The organism is Bradyrhizobium sp. (genome assembly GCF_035484855.1).
Classification (GTDB): domain Bacteria; phylum Pseudomonadota; class Alphaproteobacteria; order Rhizobiales; family Xanthobacteraceae; genus Bradyrhizobium.
Genome location: NZ_DATHOP010000221.1, coordinates 1 through 7,705, shown reverse-complemented (window position 1 = coordinate 7,705; position 7,705 = coordinate 1). Strand labels below are relative to the sequence as shown.

Annotated in this window: 5 protein-coding genes; 4 read left to right on the top strand and 1 reads right to left on the bottom strand. The window is 63.5% G+C overall.

Features of this window, described 5'->3' with window-relative positions; translation table 11 throughout:
* Positions 1–228: 228 nt before the first annotated feature.
* Together VK804_RS25545 and VK804_RS25540 are read left to right on the top strand one after the other, a co-directional pair.
* The gene (locus VK804_RS25545; protein ID WP_325375389.1) at positions 229–696 is read left to right on the top strand and encodes a cupin domain-containing protein; all 468 of its coding nucleotides are present in this window, start codon (positions 229–231) and stop codon (positions 694–696) included.
* A 24-nt stretch (positions 697–720) separates the two neighbouring features.
* Positions 721–1,014, top strand: a complete 294-nt coding sequence (locus VK804_RS25540; protein ID WP_325375387.1) for a hypothetical protein — start codon at positions 721–723, stop codon at positions 1,012–1,014.
* A 3-nt stretch (positions 1,015–1,017) separates the two neighbouring features.
* Here the strand turns inward: VK804_RS25540 and VK804_RS25535 are convergent, their stop codons facing one another.
* Positions 1,018–5,139: a bifunctional diguanylate cyclase/phosphodiesterase gene (locus VK804_RS25535; RefSeq protein ID WP_325375391.1), complete on the bottom strand. Its 4,122-nt coding sequence runs from the start codon at positions 5,137–5,139 to the stop codon at positions 1,018–1,020.
* Between the two features lie 337 nt (positions 5,140–5,476).
* On the opposite strand from VK804_RS25535, the gene VK804_RS25530 reads away from it, so the two are divergent.
* On the top strand, positions 5,477–6,529 hold the full coding sequence (locus VK804_RS25530; RefSeq protein WP_325375385.1) for an Ldh family oxidoreductase: 1,053 nt from the start codon (positions 5,477–5,479) through the stop codon (positions 6,527–6,529).
* 32 nt (positions 6,530–6,561) lie between these two features.
* A partial coding sequence (locus tag VK804_RS25525) for an NtaA/DmoA family FMN-dependent monooxygenase (protein ID WP_325375383.1) occupies positions 6,562–7,705 on the top strand: 1,144 nt, incomplete at its 3' end.

The following is a 7,705-nucleotide window of genomic DNA, read 5'->3' as shown; positions in this document are numbered from 1 at the left end:
ATCGGTCCAGAACTCGGCCCTGCTGACCAAATAAGCGTAGTCGCCCTCCTGCAACTTGTCGGCGGTGACCGCGCCGTCCGACGCAGAGCGAAGGAGGTTTTCATGCTGCGCTGCGGTTTCCGACGCATGGTCGATATCAGTCTTGCGATGCGAAAGCCACACGGACTAGCATGCTTGCAATCAAAAGCGCTGCGTCATCATCGCGGTCCAGAAATAGTGGAGAGATGCATGAAAGCCGTTAGCCGGTTTTACCAAGCCCTTGTGATTTCCATCGCCGTGGCTGGCATGCTCAGCATCAGTTCCGCCGCCGAGTTAAATCCCGCCGCGGTGATCTACAAATTGCCCGATCAGATTCCGTGGGGACCGGTCGATGCCCGTGGCGCGCAAACCGCCGTTCTCGTCGGCGACCCCAATAAGCCCGGCTTCTACGCGATCTATAATAAATGGACCAAGGGAAACCACTTCAGCCATCCGCATTTTCATCCCAACGACCGTTACATCGTCGTGCTGCAGGGCACCTGGTGGGTAGGCACGGGACCGAAATTCGATCCCGCCAACACCACCCCGATGCCCGCCGGCAGCTTCGTCACCCATTTCGGCAAGCAGGTGCACTGGGACGGCGCCAAGGACGAAGACGCGGTGCTGCTGATCATGGGCGAGGGACCCGCGACGTCGACCGCGGCCGAAGAGAAATAGCACGAGGCCGGCGGGAGACATTCGATGCATCAGGCCGAAAATCTGCAATTCGAGCGCGTGGTACGTGAGTTCGCGCGCTGGCGCGCGGTCCCGGAACGCGAGAGATCGCCGGCTCCGGCATGGTGGTGGGGCCCGGCGATCGAGATACACGGCGTGACCCAGCCGATGCCGGCCGACTGGTGCGCTCGTCTGGAATTGCCGCTCGACGCGACTTATACCGACGGCGCGGAGGTTTTCCTCAAATGCCTCGCCGGCCAGACGTCGCCGTCCTGGCCCGCCGATTTTCCGGGCCATGCGCAGCATGCGGATCCCGCATAGTCGTCAATGCCCTGCGGCGGCGCTGGTTTGCCTTGACCGCCGGGCCGGTTTGTTCGGGGCATCGGTCGCGGGCTGCAGCGGCGGCGACGCCAGCAAGGGCGGCGATCTCAGCAGTTCGGCCAATTGTCGCGGCGGGACCGGCTTGCTGAACAGGTAACCCTGCATCTCGTCGCAGGCATGGTCGCGCAGGAAGGTCTGCTGTTCGACGGTCTCCACGCCTTCCGCGACGACCGTCATCCCCAGCGCCTTGCCCATGCTGATGATCGCTTGCGCGATGGCCTGGTCCTCGGAATCCCTCGGCAGGTCGCGCACGAAGGAGCGGTCGATCTTGATGGTGTCGATCGGAAACTGCTTCATCAGCGACATCGACGAATAGCCGGTCCCGAAATCGTCGATCGCAAGACGAATGCCGCGGCTCTGGATCGCGTCGAGAACCTTGACGGCGCGGGAAACGTTGCGCATCACCATGCTTTCGGTGACTTCGAGTTGCAGCAGCACCGGCGACATGCCGCTCGCCGCCAGCGCCTCGTCGATGTCCTGCAGCAGGTGCTCGTCGACGAACTGCCGCGGCGACAGATTGACCGCCATCGATACCGGCCGCAAGCCGCGGCGCTGCCAGGCCATGTTCTGCGCGCAGGCCTCGTTCAGGACCCAGCGGCCGATCGGAACGATCAGCCCGGTTTCCTCGGCCAGCGGGATGAATTGCGCGGGCGGCAGCACACCGAGATCGGGATGGGTCCAGCGCAGCAGCGCCTCGACGCCGGTGATCTGCCCCGTCGTCATATCCACCTTCGGCTGGTAATGCAGCGCGAATTGGTTGCGATCCAGCGCCCGTCGCAGGGCGGTCTCCAGCGTCAGGCGCTCGATCGACTGGGTCTTGATCGCGTTGGTGAAGAAGCGGAAGCCGTTCTTGCCGTCCTCCTTGGCGAGGTACATCGCCATATCGGCATTCTTGGTCAGCGTCTGCACGTCGGAGCCGTCGGAGGGATACATCGCAATGCCTATCGAGGCCGTGGTGTGGCACTCGTGGCCGCTCAATTGCAGCGGCTGGCTGAGCACGGACAGCAGATTGCGGGCGATCCGCTCGATGGCGTCGCTTTCGGCGGTTTCCTCGAGGATCACCACAAATTCGTCGCCGCCGAGCCGCGCCACCACGTCGCTCGAACGCAACGAACTGCGCAGCCGGTTGGCGATTTCAACCAGCAGGACGTCGCCGGCGTCATGCCCCAGCGAATCGTTGATGATCTTGAATCGATCCAGATCGATGAACAGTACCGCAAATCGCCGCTGATAGCGCCGCGCCGCCTCGATCGCGTAGCGCAGCAACTCGTTGAACATTTCCCGGTTGGGCAGGTTGGTCAGGCTGTCGTGCGACGCCAGATATTCGATGCGTTCATCCGCCTTGGTTTTTTCGTCGGCGCGCTTGAAATTCTCGAGCGCAAACGACACGTTGTCCGCCAGCCGCTGCAGCAATTCGACGAATTCCGGGGTGAACGTGTCCTTTTCGGCGGCCATGAACATGATGACGCCGACCGCATCGCCGTGCACCAGCAGCGGAAACGCCGCGCCCGACCTGGCCCCGTCGCTGCGAAGGCGTGCGTGGAAGGCGCTGGCTCGCTGGTCCGCCCGATAGTCGTTGCTGATGCAGGCCTGGCGGGACCGAAACGCGGTCCCGCTCAGCCCGCGGCCTTCCGGGCACCGGTCGTCGATCGAAAGCTTGATGTTTCGTATGGTGTCCGCGGCCAGTCCGGCCACGGCAACGACATCGAGGGCATCGCTGGCGGGATCGGCCAGAGCGATGGTGGTCGAGGTGAACTTTCCGCCATTCGACGCCGCCACGCAGACCAGTTCGAACATCTCGGCGCGCGTTTTCGCCCGCATGATCGCTTCGTTGGTCGCGCTCAGTGCCGCGAACATCCGCGTCAGCCGTTCCTTTTGTTCCTCGGTCCTGGCCTTTTCGTCGGCGCGATCGAAATTATCCAGCGCGAACGAGACGTTTTCCGCCAGTCGCGCCAACAGCTCCACCAGATCGCCGGTGAATGCGCCCTCGTCGGGGGAAAGGAACAACAGCACGCCGACGGCCTTGTCGCCATTCCGCAGCAGGGGGAAGGCTGCGCCGGATCGCGTGCCGTCTTCCCTTGCCATATCGTGCCAGTACACGGTCCGCGGGTCGCCCAGAAAGTCGTTGATGATGCAGGGCTGTCGGGTCCGGAACGACGTTCCGGACAACCCCCGGCCTTCCGGGTGGTCGGCTGAGGCGACGAAGCGGCGTTTCCCCATGCGTTCGTAGTTCAAGCCTTTGGTCGCGGCAATTCGAAGATACTCGCCATCGGGCTCGACCAGCGCGATGGTCGCAGAGGCGAACATCCCGCCCAATACCGCGGCATGGCAGACCAGTTCGAACAATTCTGCCCGCGTCTTGACCCGGATGATGGCTTCGTTGGTCGCGCTGAGGGCTTCGAACATTCCCGCCAGCCGCTCCTTCTGCTTTTCCGCCCGCGCCTTCTCGTCGGCGCGATCGAAGTTTTCGAGCGCAAACGCCACGTTCTGCGCAAGCCGTTGCAGCAGCTCGACCAGTTCCGGCGTGAACGCGCCTTTCTCCAGGGAATTGAAGATCAAGACGCCCTCGGCGCGGCCGCTATTGAGCAGCGGCAATGCCGCCGACGATCCGAGGCCGCTGCGACGGCCGAAATCGTGCCAGGGTTTGGTCCGTTCATCGGCCAGATAGTCGTTGCTGATACAGGGTTGCTGCGTCCGGAACGCGGTTCCGGTCAAGCCGCGTCCCTGCGGTAGCGCCTGGGTGATCGCGAATTTCTGGTCCTTCACTTCGTTTGCCTTTGGCCCGTGCGAGGCCACCACACGAAGAAAATCGGAATCAGGCTCGGCCAAGGCGATGGTCGTGGAATGGAATTTCGCGCCATGCACCGCGGCTTGGCAGACCAGCTCAAACAGCTCGGGGCGCGACCGCGCGCGCATGATGGCTTCGTTGGTCTCGCTGAGGGCGGCGTACATCCGCGCCAGACGCTCTTCCTGTTCGCCGGCTCTCGCCTTTTCGTCGGCACGATCGAAATTTTCGAGCGCGAACGAGACGTTCTCCGCCATTCGCGCCAGCAGCGCGATGATTTCCTCGTCCATCGCCCAGGATTTACTGACGAAGAACATCAAGACGCCGACGCTGGCGCCGGCCTTGATCAGCGGAACCGCCACACAGGCCACGACGCCGGTTTCGCGTCCCGCCTGGCGCCACGGCTGCGCCTGCACCGAGTTCAGAATATCGGTATTGATGCTGGGCGTCTGGGTTCGGAATGCCTTGCCGCACACGCCGGTGCCATAGACGTTGTCCGGGTCGATCGAGAAGGGCGCGCGCGTCACCAGTTCGACGATTTCGCCCGTTCCGGCGACCGGTTTCAGCCAGATCGAACCGGGCTCTGCGAGGAAGACCACCGTGGCGATCGACTTGCCGCTGTGAACGGCGGCGTCGCAGACAAGCTGGTAGAGTTCCTGCGGCGTCCTGGCGCGAAGAATAGCCTCGTTGGTCGCGCTCAAGGCGCCGAACATGCGGTTCAACCTTCGCATCGCCCGTTCGCCGTTCTGGCGCGCAGCCTCGCGATCGAAGTTGGCGAGCGCATATGAAATGTTCGCCGACATCCGCTCCAGCAGCGACACGATCGGATCCGTCAGCGAACCGGCTTCGCGCAGGGTGACCAGCAACACGCCGACGCCGCGGCCGTTGCAGGTCAGCGGCAATGCCGCCGCAGCCCCTACCTGCGCCTTGGCTGCCCCTTCCCGCCACGCCAGCGACCGGTTGTCGTTCAGAAAATCGTTGCTGACGATGACTTTCTGATCGCGAAACGCCTGTCCGCAAACGCCCGAGCCCTCCGGCGTGCCAGCCAGGATCGAGATATCGATCTTGCACAGCCGCACGATGTCCTCGCCGAAGCCGGCGGCAAAGCGCAGCAGATTGGTTCCCGGCTCCAGCAGGAAGACCGCGGTCGCCAGGAAATCCCCGCTGGAAAACGCGGCTTTGCAGACCTGCCGGTACAGTTCTTCGGGCGATTGGGCGTACAGGATCGCTTCGTTGGTCGCGCTCAACGCCGCCAATGTACGCGGAATATTGGTCTCCAAGATCGCGGTCCCCAAACGGCATTTCCCAAGTCGTTTGCGGGAGTTATGCGCCGGCGAGGCCTAAGTGGCCGTTATGGGGCGGGATTAGTTGCGATTCAGAGTAAATGGCCTGCCAATAATGCCGCCAGAATCTCCGGAAAATTACGGATTTTTAGGCAATGGGCCGCCTCGGAAAGCCCCCTTGCGGGGGGCGGCGGGGAGCCCGAAGGGCTACCCCTTGCATGGCACCCAAGATTCTGGCCCGGGGTCATTGCTAACCGGCCATGGCTTTGAGACCATGGGCTTTGCGACAACAAGCAAGATCCGCTTCCCGTGCGGGCTTTGAGAGGAAACCCCCATGCCGATGGTCCAGGCCGACCGTCTCACGCGCATTGGCGCGGCGCTGCTCAGGGCTGCCGGCGCCTCCGACGAAGAGGCCAACGCGGTCGCCGTCGGCTGCGTCAACGCCAACCTCGCCGGCCATGACTCGCACGGGATCATCGCGATCCCGACCTATATCGACCGCATCAAGGTCGGCCATATCGTACCGGGCGCGAAATGGAGCATCGTGCAGGAGACGCCGACCACGACCGTGATCGACGGTCATTGGGGGTTTGGATTTCATGTCAATGCCAAGGCGATGGCGCTGACCATCGAAAAGGCCAAGACCGCCAATGTCGCCGCCTGCACGGTATTCCGGCAAAGCCATGTCGGCCGGCTCGCCGCCTATCCGATGATGGCGATGCGGGAGGGCATGATCGGGCTTGCCACCGCCGATTCCGGCCGCTCGCCGAAACATGTCGCACCGTTCGGCGGCCGCGAGGCGCGGCTCGGCACCAATCCGATCTCGATCGCGGTACCGTCCGACCTCGAGGCGCCGTTTTATCTGGACATGGCGACTTCCGCGGTGGCGGCCGGCAAGATCGCGCTTGCGGCTGCGCGTGGCGAGCAGATTCCGACCGGTTGGATCGTCGACAGCGAGGGACGGCAGACCACCGATCCCAAACAGTTTCGCAAGGGCGGCGCGCTGCTGCCGCTCGGCGGCACGGAAGGCTACAAGGGAAGCGGCCTCGCCGCGATGGTCGAAGTGCTCTGCGGGCTGCTCACGGGCCTGGGGTTTGGCGTCGAGCCCACCGGCCGGCACAATGACGGTTGCTTCATGGCGGTGTTCAATGTCGCCGCATTTCGCCCGCTGAAGGATTTCAAGAAGGAAGTCGCCGAGTTCGCGCGTTATCTCAAGGCAACGCCGCCCTCCGAAGGTTCGACCGGCGTGTTCTATCCGGGCGAGGTCGAATATATCCGGGAGCAGCAGCGCAAGGCGCACGGCATCGACGTCGAAGACGCGACCTGGGACAAGTTGCGCGCGCTCGCCGGCGAATACAAATTGGCGGCCGAACTCGATCTTAAGTGACGTCGCGTTAGGCAGGCCACAGGGAGAGCAACATGACGCGGCAAATGGTGATGGTCGGCTTCCTGCAGGCGCAGAACTGCACCAACCTGCCAAGCTCGTGGCGCCATCCGCAATCGCGCGACGATTCGATGTCGGCCGATTATTACCAGGAGATCGGCCGGATCCTGGAGTCCGGGAAATTCCACATGGCGTTTTTCGACGACCGGCTGGCGATGCCGGATCGTTACGGCAACGATCACGCCCACACCGTCGAATACGGCATCCGGTGCGTGAAGATGGACCCGATCGTGGTGCTGACGGCGATGGGGATGGCGACCGAAAAGCTCGGCCTCGCCTCGACCTGTTCGACCACCTATTACGAGCCGTTCGATGTCGCCCGCCGGTTTGCTACCCTCGATCTGATGACCGGCGGCCGCGCCGCCTGGAACGTCGTTACTTCCGTGAACGACGGCGAAGCCCTCAACATGGGCAAGGACCAGCACCTCGAGCATGATTTCCGCTACGACCGCGCCGACGAATTCATGGAGGTGGTGCTCGGCCACTGGGACAGCTGGGAAGACGGCTCGCTGCTGATCGACAAGAAAAGCGGCCGTTTCGCCGATCCGACCAAGGTGAAACGGCTCGATCACAAGGGGCAGTTTTTCAAGTCGCGCGGGCCGTTCACGGTGCCGCGCTCCAGCCAGGGCCATCCCGTCATCATCCAGGCCGGCGCCTCTGGCCGCGGCCAGCGTTTCGCGGGCCGATGGGGCGAAGTCATCTTCACCGCGGCGCGCAACCTCGCAAACGCCAAACAGGGCTATGACGCGATCCGGAACGAGGCCGCCAAGGCGGGCCGCGATCCCGACCAGATGTTCCTCTGCAATCTGATCACGCCGGTCTCCGGCGCGACAAAATCCGAGGCCGAGGACAAGATGGCGCTGATCGGAAAGCTGCCGCTGGAAATCGACGCGCTGTCGCTGTTGTCGGAGGGGCTGAACTACGATTTCGCCTCCAAGGGCATCGACGAGCCGCTGACCACGGAAGAACTGCAGGGCATGCAGGGCATCCTCGGCATCCGCGACGGCGTGCTGAAAACCTCGGGCAAGACCAACCCCAGCGCGCGCGATTTTGTCACCTTCTCCGGCCGCGGCCAGACCGCGGACGCCATCGTCGGCGGGCCGAAGGAGATCGCGGACC

Excerpts from the sequence above, each read along its gene's own strand:
- VK804_RS25545 (WP_325375389.1), top strand. The coding sequence starts at position 229 with ATGAAAGCCGTTAGCCGGTTTTACCAAGCCCTTGTGATTTCCATCGCC.
- VK804_RS25540 (WP_325375387.1), top strand. The coding sequence starts at position 721 with ATGCATCAGGCCGAAAATCTGCAATTCGAGCGCGTGGTACGTGAGTTC.
- VK804_RS25530 (WP_325375385.1), top strand. The coding sequence starts at position 5,477 with ATGCCGATGGTCCAGGCCGACCGTCTCACGCGCATTGGCGCGGCGCTG.